This is a genomic window from Streptomyces tubbatahanensis, from assembly GCF_022699385.1.
Classification (GTDB): Bacteria; Actinomycetota; Actinomycetes; order Streptomycetales; family Streptomycetaceae; genus Streptomyces; species Streptomyces diacarni.
Genome location: NZ_CP093846.1, coordinates 1208713 through 1232327 on the forward strand (window position 1 = coordinate 1208713; position 23615 = coordinate 1232327).

The window sequence follows — 23615 nt, forward strand, 5'->3', positions numbered from 1 at the left end:
TACTGACGGTACCGTCCCCGGCCGCCCCTGTGGGAACGGCCGGGTCCGCTCCCGAGTGCCCGACGCGGCCGGGCCGCCCGGCGGTTCCCTCCCACGGACCGCGGGCCGCCCGGGAAAAGCGGCCTGTCCCCTCCGCCGACGGCGCTGCTCAGGCGGCGATCTCGGCGTGCGCGGCCAGCAGCATCGCCGGGTCGGGGCTCTCCAGCACGGCCGGTTTGGCGAGCCCTTCGAGGACGATGAAGCGCAGCCGGTTGCCGCGCGACTTCTTGTCGACCTTCATCGTCTCCAGCAGCTTGGGCCACTGGTCACCACGGTAGGTGACGGGCAGCCCGACCGACTCCAGCACCGCACGGTGCCGGTCGGCGGTCGCGTCGTCGAGCCGGCCCGCGATCCGGCCGAGCTCGGCGGCGAAGACCATCCCCACCGAGACGGCCGCGCCGTGGCGCCAGTTGTAGCGCTCGTTCTTCTCGATGGCGTGCCCGAGCGTGTGCCCGTAGTTGAGGATCTCCCGGCGGCCCGACTCCTTCAGGTCCTCCGAGACGACCTCGGCCTTCACCCGGATCGCACGTTCGATCAGCTCCGTGGCGTGGGGGCCCTGGGGCGTCCTGGCCGCCTGCGGATCGGACTCGATCAGCTCGAGGATGGCCGGGTCGGCGATGAAGCCCGCCTTGATGATCTCGGCGAGACCGCTGACGTAGTCGTGGACGCCCAGCGACTCCAGTGCCGCCAGGTCGCACACCACCCCGGCGGGCGGATGGAAGGCGCCCACCAGGTTCTTGCCCTCGGCGGTGTTGATGCCGGTCTTGCCTCCCACGGCCGCGTCGACCATGCCCAGCACCGTCGTGGGCACGGCGACCCAGCGCACCCCGCGCAGCCACGTCGCCGCCACGAATCCGGCCACGTCCGTGGTGGCCCCACCGCCGACTCCGACGATCACATCGGTGCGGGTGAAGCCGGTCTGCCCCAGCGCCTTCCAGCAGTAGGCCGCGACCTCGGCGGTCTTGGACTCCTCCGCGTTGGGCAGCTGGACGGCGATCGCCTCGTACCCCTGCTCGGCGAGGTCCTCGCGCAGCGCCTCACCCGTGGAGGCCAGCGCCTCGGGGTGCAGGACGGCGACACGCTGGGCTTGTGAGCCGATGAGCTGGGGAAGCTCCCCGAGGAGCTGCCGGCCGACGAGCACCTCGTAGGGGGAGGTGCCCGCAGAGCCGCCCACGGTGATACGGGACACGGACGGGTGAGGGGTGGTCATCGCTGGTTCTCCGGCTGGGTGGACGGGAGCTGAAGGGCGGCGAGGATCTCGTCGGCGACCTGCTCGGGCGTGCGGTCCTCCGTGCTGACGACGACGCGGGCCACCTCGGTGTACAGCGGCCTGCGCTCCTCCATCAGGGCGCGCCACTGCTGACGGGGGTTGATCATGAGCAGCGGGCGTGCGGCGTCCAGGCCGACGCGCTTGACGGCCTCGGAGACGCCCATTTCCAGGAACGCCACCGGGTGTCCGGCCAGCAGCGCCCTGGTCTCGTCGGCCAGCACGGCGCCGCCGCCGAGGGCGAGGACGCCCGTGTGCTCGGCGAGCGCGGTGCGCACGGCCGCCCGCTCCAGTTCGCGGAAGTGCGGCTCCCCCTCGTCGAGGAAGATCTCCGAGATCGGCTTGCCGGCCGCCGCGACGATGTCCTCGTCGGTGTCGCGGCAGGTCACTCCCAGGCGCTCGGCCAGCAGCGCGCCGACCGTCGACTTTCCGGCGCCCATGGGGCCGACGAGCACCACCGCGGGGCCACTCACTTGATCTCCAGGGAGTCGAGGTAGCCGCGCACGTTGCGGCGGGTCTCCGGCACGCTGTCGCCGCCGAACTTCTCGGCGACCGCGTCCGCCAGCACGAGCGCCACCATCGCCTCGGCGACGATCCCCGCCGCCGGCACCGCGCACACGTCCGAGCGCTGGTGGTGGGCCTTGTCCGGTTCGCCGGTGCGCACGTCGACGGTGGCCAGGGCGCGCGGCACGGTGGCGATCGGCTTCATCGCCGCCCGCACCCGCAGCAGCTCGCCGGTGGACAGACCGCCCTCGGTGCCGCCGCTGCGGCCAGAGGCGCGGCGGATGCCGTCCTCGGTGGCCAGGATCTCGTCGTGCGCCTCCGAGCCCGGCACCCGCGCCAGATCGAAGCCGTCGCCCAGCTCGACGCCCTTGATCGCCTGGATGCCCATGAGCGCCCCGGCCAGCCGCGCGTCCAGCCGCCGGTCCCAGTGCACGTGCGAGCCCAGTCCGACGGGCACGCCGTGCGCGACGACCTCCACGACACCGCCCAGCGTGTCACCGTCCTTGTGCGCCTGGTCGATCTGCGCGACCATCGCCTCGCTCGCGTCGGCGTCCAGGCACCGCACCGGGTCGGCGTCCAGCCGCGCGACGTCCGCCGGCTGCGGGACCGTGCCGTAGGGCGCCTTGGCGGCGCCCAGCTCCACCACGTGGGAGACGAGTTCGACGCCCGCCGTCTCGCGGAGGAAGGACCGGGCGACGGTGCCCAGCGCCACGCGTGCCGCGGTCTCGCGCGCGGAGGCGCGCTCCAGGATCGGGCGGGCCTCGTCGAAGCCGTACTTCTGCATCCCGGCGAGGTCGGCGTGGCCGGGGCGGGGGCGGGTCAGCGGGGCGTTGCGGGCCAGCTGCTCCAGCTCGTCGGCCTCGACGGGGTCGGCCGCCATCACCTTCTCCCACTTGGGCCACTCGGTGTTGCCGATCATGACCGCGACCGGCGAGCCGAGGGACCGCCCGTGGCGTACGCCGCCGAGGAAGGTGACCTCGTCGCGTTCGAACTTCATGCGGGCGCCGCGGCCGTAGCCGAGGCGGCGGCGCGCCAGCTCGTCGGCGACCATGTCCGTGGTCACCGGGACGCCGGAGGGGAGGCCCTCCAGCGTCGCCACGAGTGCGGGGCCGTGCGACTCCCCGGCGGTCAGCCAGCGCAACCTGCTCAACTGTGCTCCTCTCGGCCGCCATGCGGCCCGTCCTCTTTCCTGGGAGCGATCCTCCCATGCCGGTGGCGAGGGCCTGGTCCCGTGCCCACCCTCCGGACAGTGCGCGGGGCCGGCCGCCCGGCCCTGCGTCAGACGGTGCGGGAGCACAGCTCCGCCTCGCCCGCGGCCCGCATGGCGGCCAGGGGGGCCGGGCTGCGCCCCGTCATCTGCTCGACCTGGAGCACCGCCTGGTGCACCAGCAGGTCGAGCCCGCCGATGACGGTGCCGGGCCAGGCGGCGGCCAGCGGGGTGGGCCACGGGTCGTAGAGGACGTCGAAGAGGGTGCCGCCGGACGCGGGCACCGCCTGGGCGAGCCCGTCCGTCGCCCCCGCGGGCGTGGTGGACACCACGAGCGGCGCCCGCAGCCCCTCGGCGGCCCGCGCCCAGTCCGCCGTCCGCACGGCCACTCCGAGCCGCTCCCCCCAGCCGCGCATCTCGCGGGCCCGCTCCTCGCTGCGGACGTAGGCGGTGACCTCGCCTTCGCAGACGCGGGAGAGGGCGGCCAACGCGGAGGAGGCGGTGGCTCCGGCGCCCAGCACGGTGGCGGACTCGACGCCGCCGATGCCGCGCTCCTCAAGCGCGGCGACCATGCCGGGGATGTCGGTGTTGTCGCCGAACGCGCGTCCTTCCCCGGTGAGCACGACCGTGTTGACGGCCTCCACCGAGGCGGCCGTCTCGCTGACCTCGTCGAGCAACGGCAGCACGGCCCGCTTGAGCGGCATGGTGAGCGACAGACCCGCCCACCGCGCGTCCAGTCCTGCGAGGAAGTCCGCGATGCCCTCCTCGGCGACCTCGTACCTGTCGTAGGTCCACGCGTCGAGCCCGAGTTCGGCGTAGGCGGCCCTGTGCAGCACCGGCGAGAGGGAGTGGGCGATCGGTGAGCCGAGGACCGCGGCGCGGGTGGCGGTCTCGGAAACGGGGTGGGGCATCAGCCGCCGCTCTCCTTACTTCTTGCGCTGTTCCTTGTTGAAGTCCTGGACGTTCTCGCGGTGCTCGCTCGGGTCGTCGGTGAAGCGGGTGTCCCCCGGCTTGACCGTGACGAAGTACAGCCAGTCACCCGCGGTCGGGTCGAGTGCGGCCGTTATCGCCTGGTGCCCCGGGTTGCCGATCGGCCCCGGCGGGAGCCCCTTGTGCAGATAGGTGTTGTACGGCGAGGGGTACTTGGTGTCGGCGACCGAGGTGTTCAGCGTGGAGCGGCCCATCGCATAGTTGATCGTCGAGTCGAAGCCGAGAGCCATGTTCTTGTCGAGGCGGTTGTAGATGACCCGGGAGACCTTGCCGAACTCGTGGTCCTCCTGCGCCTCGGCCTGCACGAGCGAGGCGATGGTGATGATCTCCTCCGGCGTCTTGTCCGCCTTCTTCGCCTCGTCCTCGAGCCCGGTCTTGGCGTACTCGGCCTCCGCGCGGTCGACCATCTTGCGGAGCACGTCCTTGGGGGCGCTGTCCTTGCCGACGCTGTACCTGGAGGGGAAGAGGAAACCTTCCGGCTTGCCGTGTGCCCACTCGGGCAACCCGATGTCGCCCGAGGCGGCCGCCTTCTTGGTGGTGCCCTCGGGGACGTCGAGCTTCTTGTCGATCTCCTCGTAGATCCTCTTGGCCCGCCAGCCCTCGGCGATGATGAGGCCGTTCTGGCTCGCCGGGTCGAGCATCATCTCCACGGCGTCGGCCCCGGACATCTTCTTGCGGAGGGTGTAGGTGCCGGCCTGGATGCGCTTGTCGCCCGCCGCCTCCACGAAGGCCCCGGCGCTCTTGACCACGCCCGCCTTGTGCAGGACCTGGCCCATCTCCATGAGCGAGGCGCCCTCGGGAACGTCCACCATGACGTCGCCCGAGCCCTTGCCCGGGTAGTCGGGCGCCGGGGAGAAGTGCGACTGGTAGAAGTCGTAGCCGGCATAGCCGACGACACCGACACCGGCGACGAGGGCCGCGGAGATGACCAGGCCGCAGCCGCGGCCGCGCTTGGTGCCGCCCCCGCCCCTGCGTCCGCGTCGGCGGCCCGCGTCGCCGTCCGCCTCGTCCTCGTCCTCGTCCTCGTTCCATGGAGTGCCGGAATCGTCGTCGTCCCGGTCCAGGAAGAAGGCACGCTCGCCCTGGTCGGGGCCCGGGTCCCAGCCGGTTTCCGGGTCGGCGCCGTTCCCGGGCGCCTGCCGGTGGGCGGGAACGGGACCGCCCTCGTGCGGGTGCTGCGGGGGAGCGGACTCGGTCAGGTAGCCGTACGGCGCTTCGTACGGCGCGGCGGTCTCGCCCGTGTGCTCCGAGGCCGGATAGGCGCCCACCGGATACGGGCCCGTGGCGTACTCGCCGGTCGAGTACTCACCGGTGGCGTACTCACCCGTGGCGTAGTCGCCGACGGGGTACGCGCCCGTGCCGTACTCCCCCGTCGGGTACTGGCCGGTGTGCGGGCCTCCGGCCGGGTACTCCCCGGTCGCGTACTCACCCGACGGGTAGCCGAGGGTGCCGTACTCCCCTGACGGGTACTCCCCCGACGCGTACGCCCCCGCGCCGTACGCCCCTGTCGCGTATCCGCCCGTCGGGTACGCGCCCGTGCCGTACTCCCCTGCCGGGTACTCCCCCGTCGCGTACCCGAGGGCGCCGTATCCCTCCGAGGGGTGTTCGCCCGTCGGATAGGCGCCGGTGGCGTACTGCCCGGTGCCGTAGGGGTCCGCAGTCTGACCGGCCTGGTGATGTCCTTGGGTGTCGGCGTACGACGCCGGGGCGTACGTCTGCCCGTGCCCCTGCGAGGCGTACGGGTCGTGCTGGTGATCGAACCAGCCACCGTCGCCGTACTGCTGCGGGTACTGCTGTGGTGCGTACTGCTGCTCGGCGTACTGCTGCTCGGCGTGGGGCGGCGGCTGATTCCAGCCACCGGGGTATGCGGGCTGCTGATCCCTGTAGAGAGGGTCGTCAGGGTCCCATGCTTGGGAGCCCTGTCCCCGGCCATACTCAGTCATCGATCCCCTTGAGACGCGAGAGCGGCAGCCGGGCCGCGTGCCGGGGTGTCCGGGTCGAAACCGGCCCTGGGCGTGTGGGGCACGCGTGAGGGTGCGGCGGCTGCCGTGTCGCGCGGAACGTTACCGCACAGCGGTCAGACAACCACTTCGACGCGGTGCCCCGGCGGACCCCCCGAGCTGCGCTCCGTCTCCAGCGCGTTCTGCAGGATCACCACGGCCGCCGCCTGGTCGATGCGTGCACGTCCCTTCTTGGAGCTGACGCCCGAGGCCCGCATGCCCGCCGCGGCGGTGACCGTGGAGAGGCGTTCGTCCACGAGCCGCACCGGGACCGGTGTGATGTTTTTCGCCAGCTGCTCGGCGAACGCGCGCACCTTGGCCGCCGCCGGGCCCTCCCCGCCGCTGAGCGACCGGGGCAGTCCGACGACGACCTCCAGCGGCTCGTACTCCTCGGTCAGCGCGGCCAGCCGCCGCTGCGCCGCCGGGACGTCCTTGCCCGGCACCGTCTCGACGGGGGTCGCGAGGACCCCGTCGGGGTCGCTGCTCGCGACCCCGATCCGGGCGTCACCGACGTCGACGGCGAGCCGCCTGCCGCGCCGGAAGGACGCCACGGCCCCGGGGTCCACCGCGTCCATCAGGCGTTGCCCCCGGCCTCGGCCACGAGGCGCTCGACGGCGGCGACGGCCTCGTCGACGGCCTCCGGGTTCTGGCCGCCGCCCTGGGCGACGTCCGGCTTGCCGCCACCGCCGCCGCCCAGCGCCTTGGCGGCCGTACGCACCAGGTCACCGGCGCGCAGCCCGGCCTCGCGGGCGCCCTCGTTGGTGGCGATGACGGTGAGCGGGCGGCCGTTCGTGACGGCGAACAGCGCGACGACGGCGGGGCGGCTGCCGAGGCGCTGGCGCACGTCCAGGACGAGGGTGCGCAGGTCGTCGGCGGCGGTGCCGTCGGGAACCCGGGCGGCGGCCAGCGCGGTGCCGCGCACGTCCTTGGCGCCGTCGGCGATCCCGGCGGCGGCCTGGAGGACCTTCTCGGCCCGGAACCGCTCGATCTCCTTCTCGGCGTCCTTGAGCCGGGTCAGCATCCCGGAGATCCGCTCGGGCAGCTCCTCCGAGCGGCCCTTGACGAGCTCCGTCAGCTGCGAGACGACGGTGTGCTCGCGGGCCAGGAACGTGTAGGCGTCCACGCCGACCAGCGCCTCCACGCGGCGCACGCCGGAGCCGATGGAGGACTCGCCCAGCAGCTTGACGAGGCCGAGCTGGGAGGTGTTGTGCACGTGGGTGCCGCCGCACAGCTCCTTGGAGAAGTCGCCGATGGTCACCACGCGCACGGTCTGGCCGTACTTCTCACCGAACTCGGCGAGCGCGCCCTGCTTCTTGGCGTCGTCGATGCCCATGTACTCGGCGTGCACGTCGAGTTCCCTGGCGAGCACCTCGTTGATCTTCTGCTCGACGTCGGTGAGCACGGTCCCCGGAACGGCGGCCGGCGAGCCGAAGTCGAAGCGGAAGCGGCCCGGCGCGTTCTCCGACCCGGCCTGGGCGGCCGTGGGGCCCAGCGCGTCACGCAGCGCCTGGTGGGTGAGGTGGGTGGCGCTGTGGGCGCGGGCGATGGAACGGCGCCGGTCCCCGTCGATCTGCGTGTGCGCCGCCGAGCCGACGGTGACCTCACCGACCTGGACGGTGCCCTTGTGCACGCTGACGCCGGGCACCGGCTGCTGGACGTCGCGCACCTCGATGACGGCGCCGCCCTCCAGCCGGATGCGGCCGGTGTCGGCGAGCTGGCCGCCGCCCTCGGCGTAGAAGGGGGTGCGGTCCAGGACGACCTCGACGTCGTCGCCCTCACTGGCGGCGGGCGAGGAGACGCCGTCGACCAGCAGGCCGACGACGGTGGCCTCGCCGGAGGTCTCGAAGTAGCCGGTGAAGTCGGTGGCGCCGGAGCTGTCGGCGATCTCGCGGTAGGCCGACATGTCGGCGTGGCCGGTCTTCTTGGCCTTGGCGTCGGCCTTGGCGCGCTCCCGCTGCTCCTTCATCAGCCTGCGGAAGCCCCGCTCGTCCACCGACAAGCCCTGTTCGGCGGCCATCTCCAGGGTGAGGTCGATGGGGAAGCCCCAGGTGTCGTGGAGCAGGAACGCCTTGTCGCCGGACAGGACGGTGCCGCCGGACTGCTTGGTCTCGGTGACGGCGCCGTCGAGGATGTTGGTGCCGGCCTTCAGGGTCTTGAGGAAGGCGGCCTCCTCGGCGAGCGCGACGGTCTCGATGCGCTTGCGGTCGGTGATCAGCTCGGGGTACTGCTGCCCCATCGTCTCGATGACGACGTCGAGGAGGTCCTGGACGACCGGCCCGGTGGCGCCCAGGATGCGCATGTTGCGGATGGCGCGGCGCATGATGCGGCGCAGCACATAGCCGCGGCCCTCGTTGCCCGGGGTGACGCCGTCGCCGATGAGCATGACCGAGGTGCGGATGTGGTCGCTGACCACGCGCAGCGACACGTCGGTCTGTTCGGCGGCGCCGTAGGAGACACCGGTCAGCGCGGTGGCCTTGTCGATGACGGCGCGCGAGGTGTCGATCTCGTACATGTTGTGCACGCCCTGGAGGATCATCGCCAGGCGTTCGAGACCGAGACCGGTGTCGATGTTCTTGCTGGGCAGGTCGCCGAGGATCTCGAAGTCCGTCTTGGTGGAACCCTCGCCCCGCTCGTACTGCATGAAGACGAGGTTCCAGATCTCCACGTACCGCTCGTCGTTGACGGCCGGGCCGCCCTCGCGGCCGAACTCGGGCCCGCGGTCGTAGTTGATCTCCGAGCAGGGCCCGCACGGACCCGGAACGCCCATGGACCAGTAGTTCTCCTCCATGCCCAGGCGCTGGATGCGCTCCTCGGGCACCCCGACGACGTCGCGCCAGATGCGCTCGGCCTCGTCGTCCTGCTCGTAGACGGTGATCCACAGGCGCTCGGGGTCGAGGCCGTAGCCGCCCTGCGCCTGGGGACTGGTCAGCAGCTCCCAGGCGAGCTTGGCGGCGCCTTCCTTGAAGTAGTCGCCGAAGGAGAAGTTGCCGCACATCTGGAAGAAGGTGCCGTGCCGGGTGGTTTTGCCGACCTCCTCGATGTCCGGCGTGCGCACGCACTTCTGCACGCTGGTGGCGCGCGACCAGGGCGGGGTGACCTCGCCCAGGAAGTACGGCTTGAAGGGGACCATGCCCGCGGGCACCAGCAGCAGCGTCGGGTCGTCCGCGATCAGCGACGCCGACGGCACGACGTGGTGCCCCCGCTCCTCGAAGAAGCGCAGCCAGCGGCGGCGGATTTCAGCCGACTCCATCAGTGGTCCTCATTCCGGTCGTTCGAGTGGTGGGGGTGGGCCTGGGGGCCGCTCGGGTCCCGGCGGGGCGCGGGGTGGACGGTGCCCAGTTGCGGGGTGCCCTGCTGCGGGGCGCTCTGCTGGCGCGGAAGCGAGGCCGTCCGGCGGCCGGGGAGCCGGGGCACGGGGCCGGGCTCCTCCGGTGCGTCGAGGCCCAGCGCGTCCTTGAGTTCACCTTCGCGCTGCGCCATTCCGGCGCGGACGTCGAGGGCGAACTCGCGCAGCCGGTGGCCGCCTTCGACGGCCTTGTCTGCCGCGCGGACGGCCAGCGCGTCGGGCGCGAGGCTGCGGATCTTGCGCTGGACCTTGGTGGTGGCCCAGACACCGGCTGCGGCGCCCGTGGTGAACCAGAAGGCTCGGCGGAACATGCGGGATCAGCCCCTTCGGCGCTTGCGGCCGCCGCGCCGGGCGGCGGGGACGGTACGGCCGACGACGACGTTTCCCGCGTCCCGCGTCCCCTGGGACCCGGGCTCCTTGCGGCCGAGCGCGCGCCGTACGCCGTAGCCGAACGCCGCGACCTTGACGAGCGGGCCGCCGAAGGTGGTGGAGACCGTGGAGGAGAGAGCGGACGCGTTGGAGGTGACCTCCTGGACGTCGGAGGCGATCGCGTCGACGCGGTCCAGCTGGGTCTGTGCGGAGCGGACGGTCGCCGACGCCTCTCCCAGGAGGGGGACTGCCTGCTCTGTCACGCCCGTCACCAGCTTGGTCGCCGCCTTGAGCGTCTGTGCGAGCCTCACCAGCACCACGGCGAGGAACGACACCAGGATCGCCCAGAAGACGGCCACGAGGAGACCGGCCACTTCTCCACCGGACACGCTGCACCGCTTCCCTTGAGGTCATGGGGTCGGCCGCCGCTCGCCGGGTGGCCGACCGCGGCGGCGTATGAGGTACCGACCTTATCGCGTGGCGGGAGTGGCCCTGTACCGGATTCCGGCCCTGGACACCCGCGGGGTGTACCGGTGGGGATCGAGCGGGAGGGAAGCCGGAGGGGAAACGCCGCGGCCCGCCCTCGCGGACCGGCTGTCGCCGGTGCCGAAGGGCGGGCCGCTGGGGAACCGCTGAGGTCAGCGCGCGTAGTACTCGACGACGAGCTGCTCGTCGCAGATCACCGGGATCTCCTTGCGGTTGGGGTCCCGGTCCAGGCGGAACGCGAGCGCCTGCAGGTTGACCTGCAGGTAGCGCGGGGTCTCGCCCTCGCCCGCGTAGCCACCCTCACGGGCGACCTGGAAGGGGTGCTTCTGACGGCTGCGCTCGCGCACCATCACCACGTCGTCGGGACGGACGCGGAAGGACGGCTTGTCGACCTTGCGGTCGTTGACGCTGATGTGGCCGTGCACGACCATCTGGCGCGCCTGGTAGATGGTGCGGGCCAGGCCGGCCCGCAGCACGAGCGCGTCAAGACGCCGCTCCAGCTCGACGACCAGGGCCTCACCGGTCTTGGCGTCGGTCTTGCGCGCGCGGTCGTAGGCGCGGCGCATCTGGCTCTCGCTGATGTCGTACTGCGCGCGCAGGCGCTGCTTCTCCAGCAGACGGACCTTGTAGTCGCTGTTCTGCTTGCGGCCCCTGCCGTGCTCCCCGGGCGGGTACGGGCGCTGCTCGAAGTACTTGACGGCCTTCGGGGTCAGCGCGACACCCAGGGCACGCGACTTCTTGACCTTGGGACGCGACTGGTTCACGTTGAACAGACCTCCGTGTAAGTTAGGTGAGCCTTACCTTAGCTGAGGAGTACGCATGTTTCGACCTGGGATCCCCCTGCCTGGCACACACGCCGAGGAGGAACAGCCGCGTCCCGTGGAAGACGCCCGGCAGCCGACCGCCGCCGAACGTGTACGAACCCTCGCGCAATCCAGCGTATCCGCCCTGCTCACCATTCCCGGCGCCGCCCAAGCCGGCCCCGACCCGGCGGCCGGCATCCCCGAGGCCCGCGCCGTCACCCCCGGCGGAGACGTCATCGTGCTGGTTGCGGCGGACTCCGTGGAAGCGCGCGTGTGCGCCTACGCGCAGGACGACGACCTCGCCGCGGTGATGGAGATCACGGACGTGGCGCCGGTCTCCGTACCGCACCGCGTGCGCGGACGCGCCTGGATCGCCGGCTGGCTCACCCCCGTACGCGGTGACGAGCGCGCCGCCTGCGCCCGCCTGCTGGCCGAGGCCGCCCCCTCCGCGCCCGTCGCCGGATCGTCCCGCCAAATGCTGCGGCTGGAGGTCGGCGAGGCCTACGTCGACGACCTGTGGGGCGCCGAGGAAGTGGAACCCGACGCCTTCGCCGACGCGTCACCCGACCCCCTCGCCGCCCACGAGGCGGAACTTCTCCAGCACCTGGCCGCGGCCCACGCCGAGCAGGTGCGCGCACTGTGTGCCTGCCAGGGGTGGGAGCGCGCCGCGCCGCTGGCCCTGGACAGGTTCGGACTGCGCGTGCGGGGCTGGAACGCCGCCGGCGCCTGCCTGGACACCCGCTTCGACTTCGCCGAGCCCGTCGCCTCCGTCGCCGGGCTGCGGCACGCGATGCACTCCCTGTTCGCCCGGGGCGGCTGACGAGGCGCGCCCCGCCGGCCGCCCGCCGAGCCGTGCGGCAGAACGGCCGCGGTCGCCTGCCGCGCGGCTCCCCACAGCCCTCACTAGAGTGGATGTGTCCCTTTTATCCGGAGGTTTGCCCGGGAGTCGGCAGGGAGCGTGTGACGTCACCGGAGATCGACTACGCGGCCATCTTCGCCGCCTCGCCCAGCGCCTACGCGCTGCTGGGCCCCGACCTGGTCATCCGGGACGTCAACCGCGCGTATCTGGAGCTCACCCTGCGCATCAGGGACGAGCTGGTCGGACACCACATCTTCGACGTCTTCCCCGAGAACCGCGCCGACCCCGAGGCCGACGGCATCCGCAGCCTGAAATCCTCGCTGCACCGGGTCGTCACCTTCCGCAAGGTGGACGTCATCCCGCTCCAGAAGTACGACATCCCCGTCGCCGGCAAGCCCGGGGTCTTCGAGGAGCGCTGGTGGCACACGGTCAACACCCCCCTGCTGGCCCCGGACGGATCCGTGGACGCCGTGCTGTGCCGCGAAGAGGACATGACCGGCTTCATCCGCTCCTACCAGCAGCAGCACGGCAGCGTTCCCGCGCTCACCGAGGCCACGGCCGACGGCGCGGACCTGCCCGCGCGGGACGGCACGCGGGTCGCGGTCCGTGAGGGCGCGCAACCGGCCGAGCCCCGCTCCCGCAAGGCCGCACCCGACCTGACGACACAGCTGTACGCGCGGGCCCAGGAACTCGTCCGGATCAACGAGGAACTGCGCCGGTCCAACGCCCAGGAGCGGCAGGTGGCACTCACCCTCCAGGAGGCGATGCTCTACTCGCCGGGACTCCCCCGGCCGAACGTCGCCGTCCGCTACCTGCCGGCCGCCGGAACCCTCAACGTGTGCGGCGACTGGTACGACGTGACCGACACCCACGAGGGCAGATTCGCGGCGGCCGTCGGCGACGTCGTCGGCCACGGCCTGGAGGCGGCCGCGGTCATGGGCATGCTGCGCAGCGCGCTCAGCGCGGCGATGCGCGCCACGGACGGACCCGCCAGGGCCCTGCAGGTCCTGGGCCTGTACGCGGGCACCGTCGAGGGGGCGATGAACGCGACAGCCGTCAAGATCGTGGTGGACAGCCAGCACCGCACGCTCACCTACAGCAGCGCGGGGCACCCACCAGCGATCCTGCGGCGCCAGGACGGCACCTGCGAACTCCTCGACCAGGCCACCGACCCGCCGCTGGCCACCCGCGCCGACGAGGCGGAACCGCGCGCACAGGCCACCAGGGCCTACACCCCCGGGGACATCCTCGTCCTCTACACCGACGGCCTCATCGAACGCCGGGACGAGGACATCGACACGGGGCTCGCACGGCTGACCGCGACCGTCTCCGAACGCGGCAGCCTGGGCCCCGAGGACCTGGCGGACGCGCTGCTGGCCGGGATGGGCGTCAGCGAGGGATCCGGGGACGACGTCGCGCTGGTCGTCATCCGGCTGTAGCGGACCCCTGCTCGCCGCTGGACGGGCGCTGGACGTCCTCCCCGCGCAGGCGGGCCCTGACGCGTTCGGCCACCTGGGCGTAGCGGGCCTCCGTGCCGTACCCGGTGGGCTCGTAGTAGCGCTTGCCGTGCACCTCGTCGGGTGCGTACTGCTGCGCCGCGATACCGCCGGGAAGGTCGTGCGGATACTGGTAGCCCTTGCCGTGCCCCAGCTTCTGCGCGCCCTTGTAGTGGCTGTCCCGCAGATGGGACGGCACGGGCCCGGCGTGCCCCGCCCGCACGTCCGCGAGCGCCGCGTCGACGGCGAGGTAGACCGCGTTGGACTTGGGCGCCAGCGCCAGCGCCACCGTGGCCTGGCTCAGCGTGATCCGGGCCTCGGGGAAACCGATCATGGCCACGGCCTGCGCCGCGGCCACCGCCGTCTGGAGCGCCTGCGGATCGGCGAGCCCGATGTCCTCGCTCGCGGAGATCATCAGTCGGCGGGCGATGAACCGGGGGTCCTCCCCCGCCTCGATCATCCGCGCCAGGTAGTGCAGCGCCGCGTCCACATCCGAGCCGCGGATGGACTTGATCAGCGCGCTGGCCACGTCGTAGTGCTGGTCGCCCGCCCGGTCGTACTTGACCGCGGCCTTGTTGACCGCTTCCTCGACGGTGGACAGGGCGATGGTGGACTCACCCTTGGCCAGGGCCGCGCCCGCGCCCGCCTCCAGCGCCGTCAACGCGCGCCGGGCGTCACCGCCCGCGATGCGCAACAGGTGTGCCTCGGAGTCCTCGGGGAGGGCGACGCGGGCGTCGAGACCGCGCTCGTCGGCGACGGCCCGCCGCAGCAGCCCGCGGATGTCCTCGTCGGTCAGCGGCTCCAGCGTCAGCAGCAGGGAGCGGGAGAGCAGCGGCGAGATCACGGAGAAGTACGGATTCTCCGTCGTCGCGGCGATCAGGGTGACCCAGCGGTTCTCCACCGCGGGCAGCAGGGAGTCCTGCTGGGCCTTGCTGAACCTGTGGATCTCGTCGAGGAAGAGAACGGTCTCCTTGCCGTAGGCGCCGGAGGAACGGCGGGCGCCGTCGATGACGGCGCGCACCTCCTTGACCCCCGCGGTGATCGCCGACAGCTCCACGAACCTCTTGTCCGTGGCCTGGCTGACGACGTACGCGAGCGTCGTCTTGCCGGTGCCGGGAGGGCCCCACAGCATCACCGACGAGGACCCCGCGGGGCCGCCGCCGCCCTCTCCCACCAGGCGGCGCAGCGGCGAGCCCGGGCGCAGCAGATGCTGCTGCCCCACCACCTCGTCCAGGTTGCGCGGGCGCATCCGCACCGCAAGGGGGCTCGCGGAGGGGTCCTTGGCCTGGCGGTCTTCTGCTGCTGCGGTGAAAAGATCGGGCTCCACAACGGGAAACCCTAAGTCAGGCCACCGACAGCCGTCCCGCCCGCCGGGCCGCCCGCACGGGCCCGGCCCTCGGCGCGCGGGCTGCGCACGCCCACCGACGCCGAGGTCAGCCCGTCCAGAAGTCCCACCAGCGCGTGAGGACGAGAATGCCGATCACGCCGATGTGCAGCACCGGCAGCACCCACGGGAACTCGTCCGCGAAGCCGCGGACCCCCGCGGGCGCCGGCAGGAATCCGGACCTGACGTTGTGCGCGGTCACGTACCAGAACATGACGATGGTGATGACCCAGGCCAGGCAGCACCACAGGCACAGGTTGCCGATCACGTACAGCGACTGGTACTGGAGCCACGAGACGAAGCCGACACCGAAGAGGCAGCCCGCGTTGAACGTCAGCCAGTACCAGCGCGGGAAGGTGACGCGGGTGAGCAGACAGACACCGACACAGACGACGACGCCGTAGGCCACCAGACCGATCATGGGGTTGGGGGCGCCGAAGGCGGCGGCCTGGTCGCTCTGCATGATGTTGCCGCAGGCGATGACCGGGTTGATGCTGCACGCCGGCTTGAAGTTCTTGTCCTCCAGGAGCTTGAACTTGTCCAGCGTGATGACCCAGGACGCGAGCAGGCCCGCGGCGCCCGTGATGATCAGCATCCAGCCGAACGCCCTGCTCGCGCCGACGGCACCCCCCTTCGGTGCGTCAGCGGTCACATGCGCCTCACCGGGGGGTGCCGTCATCGTCATAGCCTTCGTCCCGTCATCTGGTCATGGCCGGTACCGGGCTCATTCTGCCCCAACTCGCTGTGTGGTCAGCGCAACTTGTCCCGCACCCCGGCCACCGCGGCCGCCAGCCGAACAGCGGTCTGCTCGCCGCTGGTGAGATCCTTGAGCTGGACCACGCCCTCGGCCAGATCGCGCTCGCCCAGGAGCAGCGCGAAGCGCGCCCCGGAACGGTTGGCCGACTTCATGGCGTTCTTCATGCCCTTGCCGCCGTAGGCGAGATCGGCCGCGACGCCCTCCCTGCGCAACTCGGTGACCAGGTGGAACAGCCGCCGCCTGGCCTCCTCGCCGAGCGGCACGGCGTACACCTCGGTGGCCGCGGGCAGCGCGAGATCCACGCCCTCCGCCTCCAGCGCGAGGACCGTGCGGTCCACGCCCAGCGCCCATCCGACGGACGGCAGCTGCGGCCCCCCGATCATCTCGGCGAGACCGTCGTAGCGGCCGCCGCCGCCGATGGCGGACTGGGATCCCAGGCCGTCGTGAACGAACTCGAAAGTGGTACGCGTGTAGTAGTCGAGTCCACGCACGAGCCGCGGATCGTCCTCGAAGGGGACGCCCGCGTCGGTCAGCAGCGCGCGCACCTCCTCGTGGAAGGCCTTGCACTCCTCGCACAGGTGGTCGCGCATCATCGGCGCCCCGGCCAACTGCCGCTGGACCCCCTCCCGCTTGTCGTCGAGCACCCGCAGCGGGTTGATCTCGATACGGGCCCGCGTCTGCTCGTCCAGGTCCAGGCCGCGCAGGAATTCCTGCAGCGCGCTGCGGTAGCCGGGGCGGCAGGTGCGGTCGCCCAGGGAGTTGAGCAGCAGCCGGAAACCGCTCAGCCCGAGCGAACGGTAGGCGTCGTACGCCAGGACGATCAGCTCGGCGTCCAGCGTCGGATCCTCGGCGCCGATGGCCTCGGCGCCCACCTGCGAGAAGTGCCGGTAGCGGCCCTTCTGGGGGCGCTCGTAGCGGTAGTAGGAGCCCGAATACCACAGCTTCACCGGGAGGTTGCCGCCCCGGTGGAGGTTGGCCTCCAGCGCGGCGCGCAGCACCGAGGCGGTGCCCTCGGGGCGCAGCGCCAGTTCGTCGCCGCCCCTGGTGGTGAGGGTGTACATCTCCTTCGTCACGATGTCGGTGGACTCACCGACACCGCGTGCGAACAGCTCGACGCTCTCGAATCCGGGCGTCTCCACATAGCCGTATCCCGACCTGCGCAGCGGCGCCGCCATGGCCTCGCGCACGGCGAGGTACGTCGCGGAGTCGGGCGGCAGCAGGTCGTAGGTGCCCCTGGGGGCGTTGAAGGTGCTCACGTGGCTTCTCGTCACATTCCTCGTCGCGGGGCGGCGTCGCCGACGCCGCCTCCCGGCCCGGCGGCCGCCACCTGCCGCAGGAAGGGGTTGGTGGCGCGCTCGGTGCCGATCGTCGTCTGGGGGCCGTGCCCGGCCAGCACCACGGTCTCGTCCTCCAGCGGCAGGCACACGCGCGCCAGCGAGCTGAGGATCTCCTCCGAGTCGCCTCCGGGCAGGTCGGTGCGTCCGACGGAGCCGGCGAACAGCAGGTCGCCCGAGAACAGCACAGGCGGTACGTCCGCCTGCTCGGGCATCCTGAAGGTCACCGACCCCTTGGTATGGCCGGGCGCGTGCGCGACGGTGAACTCCAGCCCGGCCAGCCGCAGCGCCGCGCCGTCGGACAGCTCATGGACGTCGTCCGGCTCGCCCACCGTCAGCTCGCCCATCAGGGGCGCTCCGATGGTCTGCCCGATGCCCTTCTCCGGGTCGCTCATCATGTAGCGGTCGGCCGGGTGGATCCAGGCGGGCACGTCGTGCGCACCGCAGACGGGGACGACGGAGGCGACGTGGTCGATGTGGCCGTGCGTGAGGATCACCGCGACCGGCTTGAGCCGGTGCTTGGCGACGGCCTCCCAGACCCCCTCGGCGGCCTGGTGGCCGGGGTCGATGATCACGCACTCCTCACCGGCGGCGGGGGCGACCAGGTAACAGTTGGTCCCCCAGGCCCCGGCGGGGAACCCCGCAACAAGCACGATCGTCCTTCGTTTCGTCCGACAGCGGATCACAGCGGCGAAGCGGCCGAGCAGGCGCTTCGCCGGTCAGGCAGCAGCCAGCCTACCGGCGCGGGCGTACGCCGGGCCAACAGGTACGAAGCAGCGACGAGGGCGGGGCGGCCCACAGGGGAGACGTATACGGTACGGGAACCCCCGCAGGTGCGACGCCTCGAAGGAGACGAGACCGTGGTCAGCAGTGAGCAGCGCAGAAAGCAGCTCGCCCGGGAGAAGTACGAGCGGTACCTCCAGCGCAAGGAAGCAGCAAGGCGCAGGGCCCGCGTCCGCAATACGGCGATCGCCGTCGGCGTGGTGCTCGTCCTCGCGGCCGGCGGCGCCTATGCCGCCACGGGCGGGCTGAACGGGGACGAGAAGAAGGACGAAGCGGCGGACAAGCCCTCGAAGGCCCCCACCAGCAAGGCCCCCGATCCCTGCGACGAGCCCGCCAAGGGCAAGCCCAGCGACAAGCAGTGGAAGAAGGAACCGGCCATGACGGTGGACAAGTCCGCCGACTACACCATGAAGCTGGAGACCAGCTGCGGGGACATCCCCGTCGAGATGGACGCGGACAAGGCCCCGCACACCGTCAACTCCTTCAACTTCCTGGCAGGCGAGAAGTACTTCGACCACTCGCCCTGCCACCGGATGACGGCGCTGCCCCAGCCCAAGCCCCTGTACGTGCTCCAGTGCGGCTCCCCGAAGGGCAGCCCGGCGGGCGGCCCCGGCTACGAGCTCGACGACGAGAACCTCAAGGGCGCCGAGTACCCGGCCGGCACCGTCGCGATGGCTAACAGCGGCCCGGACACCGGCGGCAGCCAGTTCTTCCTCGTCTACAAGGACAGCGCGCTTCCGCCCAACTACACGCCGTTCGGGAAGGTCACCGACTCCGGCATGAAGGTGCTCAAGAAGATCGCCGGCGCCGGAGTGGCGGCCCCGCAGGGCGACGGCCCGCCGAACGCGACCGTGGTGATCGACAAGGCTACGGTCCGTAAGTCCTGAAGGACCGGACGTCGCCGCCCGCGCATCCGCCACCCAGGCTGGGCAATTCGCCGCCCGCCGGATGCGGACAGCGCGGGCGCCGGTCGCCTATGTTGGCTGTGACGAGAACCGTGGACGATGCCGGGGGGCCAGCAACGCCCCTCCCGGGCATCTTGTGGAGGAGGCGCTGTGAGCAGCGACCCGTGGGGCCGCGTCGACGACGCGGGGACTGTGTACGTGCGTACGGCGGACGGCGAGAAGGTCGTCGGGTCGTGGCAGGCGGGCTCGCCCGACGAGGCCCTCGCCTACTTCAAGCGCAAGTACGACGGTCTGGTCGTGGAGACCGACCTGCTTGAGCGCCGGGTGAAGACCACCGACCTGTCGGCGAAGGACGCCACCGCCGCGATCGAGCACCTGCGCGAACAGGTCGACGCCCACCACGCGGTGGGCGACCTCGACGCACTGCGCGCCCGCCTCGACACGCTGGCCGGAACGGTCGAGACGCGCCGCGAGGAGCGCAAGGCCCGCAAGGCCCAGCAGTCCGAAGAGGCGCGCCACGCCAAGGAGGAACTGGTCGCCGAGGCCGAACAGCTGGCGGACAGCGACCAGTGGCGGGCTGCCGGCGAACGCCTGCGGGCGCTGGTCGGCACCTGGAAGGGTCTGCCGCGGCTCGACCGCAAGAGCGACGACGAGCTGTGGCACCGCTTCTCGCACGCGCGCTCCGCCTTCTCCAAGCGCCGCAAGGCGCACTTCGCGCAGCTCGACGCGCAGCGCGAGGAAGCGCGCCAGCGCAAGGAGAAGCTGGTCACCGAGGCCGAAGCGCTCTCCGGCTCGCGGGACTGGGGCCCCACAGCCGCCAAGTACCGCGACCTCATGCAGGAGTGGAAGGCCGCGGGACGGGCCCAGCGGGAACACGAGGACGACCTGTGGGCCCGCTTCCGGGGCGCCCAGGACGTCTTCTTCCAGGCCCGCGCCGAGGTCTTCGCCGAGCGCGACAGCGAGCAGCGCGAGAACCTCTCCCGCAAGGAGGAACTCGCCGCCGAGGCGGAGAAGCTGCTGCCGGTCACCGACTTGAAGACCGCGCGCGGTGCCTTCCGCGGCATCAACGAACGCTGGGACGCCATCGGCCACGTCCCGCGCGACGCGCGGCCCAAGGTCGAGGGCCGGATGCACGCCGTGGAACGCGCCATCCAGGAGGCCGAGGAGGCCGAGTGGCGCCGCACCAACCCCGAGGCGCGGGCCCGCGCGGCGGGGCTGACGGGCCAGCTCCAGGACGCCGTCGACAAGCTGCACGCGCAGTTGGACAAGGCACGGGCCGCGGGGAACACGGCCAAGGCCGCCAAGCTGGAACGCGAGCTGGAGGGCCGCCAGGCTCTGCTGGACCAGGCCCAGAAGGGCCTCCAGGAATTCGGCGGGTGACCCTCGCGGGGCGGCCGAACGTGACCCTCGCGGGGCGGCCGAACACCTCAAGCCCTGGCGGGGCGCGCCGGACGCTTGGGCTGAGGCCGTCCGCCATGCCGCCGGACACTCACCGTGGTGGTTGCGCACCGTAGCGGCGGACAAGGGAGGCGGGGGCCGTCAGCCCCCGCCTTCGGGGCGGAGCCCCGTGGGGGTTCGGGGGCGGAGCCCCGTGGGGGTCCGGGGGCGGAGCCCCCGGGTCCTGGCCGCCGCGACGGCGCGCGACCGCGGCGGCGCGGGTCCGGCGGAATGGCCGACGAACCGCACCACAGCGTTCGGTCGCACTACGAGGGCCGCCGCGCGGAGGTCACGCGGTAGACGTCGTACACGCCCTCCACCCCGCGTACGGCCTTGAGCACGTGTCCGAGGTGCTTGGGGTCGCCCATCTCGAAGGTGAAGCGGGAGACGGCGACGCGGTCGCGGGAGGTCTGGACGGCCGCGGACAGGATGTTGACGTGCTGGTCGGACAGGACGCGCGTGACGTCGGACAGCAGCCGGCTGCGGTCGAGGGCCTCGACCTGGATGGCGACGAGGAAGACGGACGACTGGGTGGGCGCCCACTCGACGTCGAGGATGCGCTGCGGCTCCTGGGTGAGGGAGTCGACGTTGACGCAGTCGGTGCGGTGCACCGAGACGCCGTTGCCCCGGGTGACGAACCCGATGATGGGATCGCCCGGCACGGGCGTGCAGCAGCGGGCGAGTTTGACCCACACGTCCGAGCCCGCGCCCTTGACGACGACACCCGGGTCGGCGCTGGAGCGCCGGCGCGAGGTCCGCGCCGGCATCGGCGGCGCGGTCTCCGCGATGTCCTCCTTGGCCTCGTCCTCCCCGCCGAGGGCCTGTACCAGCTTGTGGCAGACGCTCTGCGCGGAGACGTGGCCCTCGCCGATGGCGGCGTAGAGGGCGGAGATGTCGGGGTAGCGCATCTCGTGGGCGAGGGTGACCAGCGAGTCGCCGGTGAGGATGCGCTGGATGGGCAGGTTCTGCTTGCGCATCGCCCGCGCTATGGCGTCCTTGCCCTGTTCGATGGCCTCGTCGCGCCGCTCCTTGGTGAACCAGGCGCGGATCTTGTTGCGGGCGCGGGGTGACTTGACGAAGTTGAGCCAGTCCCTGGAGGGTCCCGCGCCGGAGGCCTTGGAGGTGAAGACCTCCACCGTGTCGCCGTTGTCGAGGGTCGACTCCAGCGACACCAGCCGGCCGTTGACGCGGGCGCCGATGGTGCGGTGTCCGACCTCGGTGTGCACGGCGTACGCGAAGTCCACCGGTGTGGCGCCGGCGGGCAGTGCTATGACGTCGCCCTTGGGCGTGAAGACGAAGGTCTCGTTGCGGGAGAGGTCGAACCGCAAAGACTCCAGGAACTCGCCGGGGTCCTCGGTCTCCTTCTGCCAGTCGAGGAGTTGCCGCAGCCACGACATGTCGTTGATCGTGTCGTCGGCGGCACCGCCCTTGCCACCGCCCTTGGGCGCGTCGGTGCGCACCTTGGAGGCGCCGGCGACGGCCTGCTGCTTGTACTTCCAGTGCGCGGCGATGCCGTACTCGGCGCGGCGGTGCATGTCGAAGGTGCGGATCTGCAGTTCGACGGGCTTGCCGCCGGGCCCGATGACCGTCGTGTGCAGCGACTGGTACATGTTGAACTTGGGCATCGCGATGTAGTCCTTGAACCGCCCGGGAACCGGGTTCCAGCGGGCGTGGACGGTGCCCAGCGCGGCGTAGCAGTCGCGCACGGTGTCCACGAGGACGCGGATGCCCACCAGGTCGTAGATCTCCGCGAAGTCCCGGCCGCGGACGATCATCTTCTGGTAGACGCTGTAGTAGTGCTTCGGGCGCCCGGTGACGGTGGCCTTGATGCGGGCCGCGCGCAGGTCGGCCTGGACCTCGTCGGTGACCAGCGCCAGGTACTCGTCCCGCTTGGGCGCCCGCTCGGCGACCAGCCGCACGATCTCGTCGTACATCTTGGGGTAGAGGATCGCGAAGGCGAGGTCCTCCAGCTCCCACTTGATGGTGTTCATGCCCAGCCGGTGGGCGAGCGGCGCGAAGATCTCCAGCGTCTCGCGGGCCTTCTGCTCCTGCTTGGACCGCTTGAGGTAGCGCATGGTGCGCATGTTGTGGAGGCGGTCGGCGAGCTTGATGACCAGGACGCGGGGGTCCTTGGCCATCGCCACGACCATCTTGCGCACCGTCTCGGCCTGCGCGGCCTCGCCGAACTTGACCTTGTCCAGCTTGGTGACGCCGTCGACGAGGAGCGCCACCTGGTCGCCGAAGTCGCGGCGGAGGGTGTCGAGGCCGTACTCGGTGTCCTCGACGGTGTCGTGCAGCAGACCCGCCATCAGAGTGGCCGGGTCCATGCCCAGCTCGGCGAGGATGGTGGTGACGGCGAGCGGATGGGTGATGTACGGGTCGCCGCTCTTGCGCTTCTGGCCGCGGTGCCAGCGCTCGGCGACCTGGTAGGCCCGCTCGATCTGGCGCAGCGTAGTGGACTCGATCTTGGGGTCGTTGCTGCGCACTATCCGCAGCAGGGGCTCCAGCACCGGATTGAACGGGCTGGAGCGCTGCACCCCCAGGCGCGCCAGACGGGCCCGTACGCGGTTGGAGGAGCCGGAGCGGCCCGAGACCCCGGAGACGGCACGCGCGGGCGCCACACGGTCCCTGGAGCCGCTCTCGGCGCTCTTTCCGCTCCGCCCTGAGCCGCTGGGCGGGCTGTCGCCCCGCTTCGTGGCGGTGTCGGCGGCCCTGGACCGTCCGGTGCCCTCGCTCTTCGCGGGCAGCGCGCCGTCGGCCGCGGCGCCCTGCCGGCGCTGCGCTGCCTCGCCGGCGGCCTCCGCTTCCTTGCGCTGTGCTGCGGTGAGCTGCTGGGCCTCGTCTGGCAAAAGCACTCCTCGGTCGACCCCAGGTCGGACTGCCATGGTAGCCATCCCGGCGGCGCGGCCCCTCCTCGAAGGGGGTGGGAAACTCCTCGGAGGGGGCGGGACCTCCGCTGAGACCTCCGCTGAGCGGGCTGGAGACGACGACAGGCGGCCTCCCCGCCGTCTGGCGACGTGTTACGGGGGGCCGCCTCGTACGCCGCCGTGGACAGCGGGGCGCGGGCCGCTCAGACGGCGAGCAGGGCGTCCAGTGGCGCGCCCGCGAGAGCGCGCTCGACCCTGCCGCGTCCTTCCAGGAAGCCGAGCTCCAGCAGCACGGCGAGGCCGACGACCTCGGCGCCGGTACGCCGCAGGAGCTGCACGGAGGCCTCGGCGGTCCCGCCGGTGGCGAGCACGTCGTCGACCACCAGCACCCGGTCGCCCTCGGTGAGCCCCTCGGCGTGGACCTCGATCCGGGCGCTGCCGTACTCGAGGTCGTACGCCTGGGAGAGCGTGGCCCCGGGCAGCTTGCCCGACTTGCGGACGGGCACGAAGCCGACGCCGGCGCGGACCGCCGTGGGGGCTCCCAGGATGAAGCCGCGCGCCTCCAGGCCGACGATCTTGGTGGCGCCGTGTTCCCGTGCGATCCCGGCCAGCACGTCCGTGAGGACGGAGAACGCCTCAGGGTCGGCCAGCAGCGGGGTGATGTCCTTGAACATCACCCCGGGCTTGGGGTAGTCGGCCACGTCGTGGATCCGGTCGGCCAGCAGCTCCCGCACACCGGCGGGGAGCTGCGAGGCGGTGGATGACTCGCGCGTACTCACCGC

At 71.9% G+C, this 23615-nt stretch carries 20 protein-coding genes; 4 read left to right on the plus strand and 16 right to left on the minus strand.

Going from position 1 to position 23615, the window contains the following annotated elements; genetic code table 11:
- Nucleotides 1-148 precede the first annotated feature (148 nt).
- The 10 genes from aroB to rpsD form a co-directional block, all read right to left on the minus strand.
- Nucleotides 149-1249 carry a 3-dehydroquinate synthase gene (gene aroB, locus MMF93_RS05130; RefSeq protein WP_242749871.1) on the minus strand — a complete coding sequence of 367 codons (1101 nt, stop codon included), beginning with the start codon at nucleotides 1247-1249 and terminating at the stop codon, nucleotides 149-151.
- On the minus strand, nucleotides 1246-1779 hold the full coding sequence (locus MMF93_RS05135; RefSeq protein WP_242749872.1) for a shikimate kinase: 534 nt from the start codon (nucleotides 1777-1779) through the stop codon (nucleotides 1246-1248). Before MMF93_RS05135 ends, aroB begins: the two co-directional genes overlap by 4 nt.
- Nucleotides 1776-2960: a chorismate synthase gene (aroC, locus tag MMF93_RS05140; RefSeq protein WP_242749873.1), complete on the minus strand. Its 1185-nt coding sequence runs from the start codon at nucleotides 2958-2960 to the stop codon at nucleotides 1776-1778. Before aroC ends, MMF93_RS05135 begins: the two co-directional genes overlap by 4 nt.
- 128 nt (nucleotides 2961-3088) lie before the next feature.
- A complete protein-coding gene (locus tag MMF93_RS05145) occupies nucleotides 3089-3928 on the minus strand; it encodes a shikimate dehydrogenase (protein WP_242749874.1) in 840 nt (279 codons plus the stop codon).
- A gap of 15 nt (nucleotides 3929-3943) precedes the next feature.
- Nucleotides 3944-5950 carry an endolytic transglycosylase MltG gene (gene mltG / locus MMF93_RS05150; protein ID WP_242749875.1) on the minus strand — a complete coding sequence of 669 codons (2007 nt, stop codon included), beginning with the start codon at nucleotides 5948-5950 and terminating at the stop codon, nucleotides 3944-3946.
- A gap of 134 nt (nucleotides 5951-6084) precedes the next feature.
- On the minus strand, nucleotides 6085-6582 hold the full coding sequence (gene ruvX, locus MMF93_RS05155) for a Holliday junction resolvase RuvX (protein WP_242749876.1): 498 nt from the start codon (nucleotides 6580-6582) through the stop codon (nucleotides 6085-6087).
- Nucleotides 6582-9257: an alanine--tRNA ligase gene (gene alaS / locus MMF93_RS05160; protein ID WP_242749877.1), complete on the minus strand. Its 2676-nt coding sequence runs from the start codon at nucleotides 9255-9257 to the stop codon at nucleotides 6582-6584. The genes ruvX and alaS overlap by 1 nt, the downstream gene beginning before the upstream one ends.
- The gene (locus MMF93_RS05165; RefSeq protein ID WP_242749878.1) at nucleotides 9257-9664 is read right to left on the minus strand and encodes a DUF6167 family protein; all 408 of its coding nucleotides are present in this window, start codon (nucleotides 9662-9664) and stop codon (nucleotides 9257-9259) included. Before MMF93_RS05165 ends, alaS begins: the two co-directional genes overlap by 1 nt.
- Before the next feature lie 6 nt (nucleotides 9665-9670).
- On the minus strand, nucleotides 9671-10111 hold the full coding sequence (locus MMF93_RS05170) for a DUF948 domain-containing protein (protein ID WP_242749879.1): 441 nt from the start codon (nucleotides 10109-10111) through the stop codon (nucleotides 9671-9673).
- A 249-nt stretch (nucleotides 10112-10360) separates the two neighbouring features.
- The gene (rpsD, locus tag MMF93_RS05175) at nucleotides 10361-10972 is read right to left on the minus strand and encodes a 30S ribosomal protein S4 (RefSeq protein ID WP_242749880.1); all 612 of its coding nucleotides are present in this window, start codon (nucleotides 10970-10972) and stop codon (nucleotides 10361-10363) included.
- 55 nt (nucleotides 10973-11027) lie between these two features.
- On the opposite strand from rpsD, the gene MMF93_RS05180 reads away from it, so the two are divergent.
- Entirely contained in the window at nucleotides 11028-11831 is an 804-nt protein-coding gene (locus MMF93_RS05180) for a DUF2470 domain-containing protein (protein ID WP_242749881.1), read from the plus strand.
- A gap of 92 nt (nucleotides 11832-11923) precedes the next feature.
- A complete protein-coding gene (locus MMF93_RS05185; protein ID WP_423835354.1) occupies nucleotides 11924-13309 on the plus strand; it encodes a PP2C family protein-serine/threonine phosphatase in 1386 nt (461 codons plus the stop codon).
- Here MMF93_RS05185 and MMF93_RS05190 read toward each other — a convergent pair.
- The 4 genes from MMF93_RS05190 to MMF93_RS05205 all read right to left on the minus strand — a co-directional run bounded on the left by MMF93_RS05190 (nucleotide 13296) and on the right by MMF93_RS05205 (nucleotide 17494).
- The gene (locus tag MMF93_RS05190; protein ID WP_242749883.1) at nucleotides 13296-14693 is read right to left on the minus strand and encodes a replication-associated recombination protein A; all 1398 of its coding nucleotides are present in this window, start codon (nucleotides 14691-14693) and stop codon (nucleotides 13296-13298) included. The genes MMF93_RS05185 and MMF93_RS05190 overlap by 14 nt on opposite strands.
- A gap of 106 nt (nucleotides 14694-14799) precedes the next feature.
- On the minus strand, nucleotides 14800-15435 hold the full coding sequence (locus MMF93_RS05195) for a vitamin K epoxide reductase family protein (RefSeq protein ID WP_242749884.1): 636 nt from the start codon (nucleotides 15433-15435) through the stop codon (nucleotides 14800-14802).
- Nucleotides 15436-15500: 65 nt separating this feature from the next.
- Entirely contained in the window at nucleotides 15501-16763 is a 1263-nt protein-coding gene (gene hisS, locus MMF93_RS05200) for a histidine--tRNA ligase (protein ID WP_242749885.1), read from the minus strand.
- An 11-nt stretch (nucleotides 16764-16774) separates the two neighbouring features.
- A complete protein-coding gene (locus MMF93_RS05205) occupies nucleotides 16775-17494 on the minus strand; it encodes an MBL fold metallo-hydrolase (RefSeq protein WP_242749886.1) in 720 nt (239 codons plus the stop codon).
- Between the two features lie 207 nt (nucleotides 17495-17701).
- Between MMF93_RS05205 and MMF93_RS05210 the strand changes: the two genes are divergently transcribed.
- Both MMF93_RS05210 and MMF93_RS05215 read left to right on the plus strand, forming a co-directional pair.
- Entirely contained in the window at nucleotides 17702-18511 is an 810-nt protein-coding gene (locus MMF93_RS05210) for a peptidylprolyl isomerase (protein WP_242749887.1), read from the plus strand.
- Between the two features lie 168 nt (nucleotides 18512-18679).
- Nucleotides 18680-19909 (plus strand): DUF349 domain-containing protein, encoded by a 1230-nt coding sequence (locus MMF93_RS05215; RefSeq protein ID WP_242749888.1) that lies wholly within the window; start codon nucleotides 18680-18682, stop codon nucleotides 19907-19909.
- 323 nt (nucleotides 19910-20232) lie between these two features.
- On the opposite strand, the gene MMF93_RS05220 is transcribed toward MMF93_RS05215, so the two are convergent.
- A complete protein-coding gene (locus tag MMF93_RS05220) occupies nucleotides 20233-22815 on the minus strand; it encodes a RelA/SpoT family protein (protein ID WP_242749889.1) in 2583 nt (860 codons plus the stop codon).
- A 221-nt stretch (nucleotides 22816-23036) separates the two neighbouring features.
- On the minus strand, nucleotides 23037-23612 hold the full coding sequence (locus tag MMF93_RS05225; RefSeq protein ID WP_242749890.1) for an adenine phosphoribosyltransferase: 576 nt from the start codon (nucleotides 23610-23612) through the stop codon (nucleotides 23037-23039).
- Between the last annotated feature and the right edge of the window lie 3 nt (nucleotides 23613-23615).